This window comes from Oleiphilus sp. HI0086 (genome assembly GCF_001635225.1).
This window is the reverse complement of sequence record NZ_LWFZ01001231.1, coordinates 1-788: the sequence shown is the minus strand read 5'-3', so window position 1 is coordinate 788 and position 788 is coordinate 1. Positions and strand designations below refer to the sequence as shown.

At 45.1% G+C, this 788-nt stretch carries 2 protein-coding genes; both read left to right on the top strand.

Annotated features, from left to right (window positions below; genetic code table 11):
- A partial coding sequence (locus tag A3756_RS28120) for a hypothetical protein (protein WP_197481446.1) occupies window positions 1-204 on the top strand: 204 nt, incomplete at its 5' end.
- On the top strand, window positions 197-788 hold a 592-nt coding region (locus A3756_RS21445; protein ID WP_156490667.1), incomplete at its 3' end, for an ACT domain-containing protein. The genes A3756_RS28120 and A3756_RS21445, both read left to right, overlap by 8 nt.

Here is a 788-nt window from a genome sequence, read left to right as displayed (position 1 = left end):
TCCGTGGCAATTTTTGCTGAAGATGATCATTTAGTGATTCATTCAGGCAAGCGTCACTTGAAGTTAAAATTCTCAGACTTAACGCATTATGTCGGAGAACGTGGCAGGCGAGGGCATAAGCTTCCTAGAGGGCTGCAGAAAGTTGATCGCATGGAAGTTGTAAAAAATGAGCCTAAGCAGGCAAAAGGTGAAGTAATTGAGTGAAATTATTCTGATTAATGTTTCAGGGCGTGATAAGTCCGGCTTAACCTCTGAAATTACAGGTATTATGGCGCAATATGAATTGAATATTCTGGATATTGGCCAAGCTGTTATTCATGATCACCTTACCTGGGGGATTCTGGTTGAAGTGCCAAATGAAGGCAGTTCTTCTGGAGTGATGAAGGAGCTTTTGTTCCGTATGCACGAGCTGAACCTCCAAGTTACTTTTCAGGCTGTGAGTGCTGAAGAGTATATGCATTGGGTCGAAGGAAAGGGTAAAGCGCGCTATATCGTTACCTTGCTTTCTCGCCTGATCACTGCAGAGCAAATTGCTAAAGTCTCTGAAGTGACTGCGGAGCATGATTTGAATATCGACAACATTACCCGACTGTCCGGGCGTCGTGGTTTGGATGTCGATCCTCAGTCGAGCCAGGCATGTTTGGAGTTCTCTGTTCGCGGAAATGTGCCGGATGCTGAGGCGTTGAGAGCTGACTTTTTAAAGATTGCCAGTGAGCTTAACGTCGATATCGCCTTCCAGGAAGACACAATTTATCGCCGTAATCGTCGTTTGGTGGTTTTTGATATGG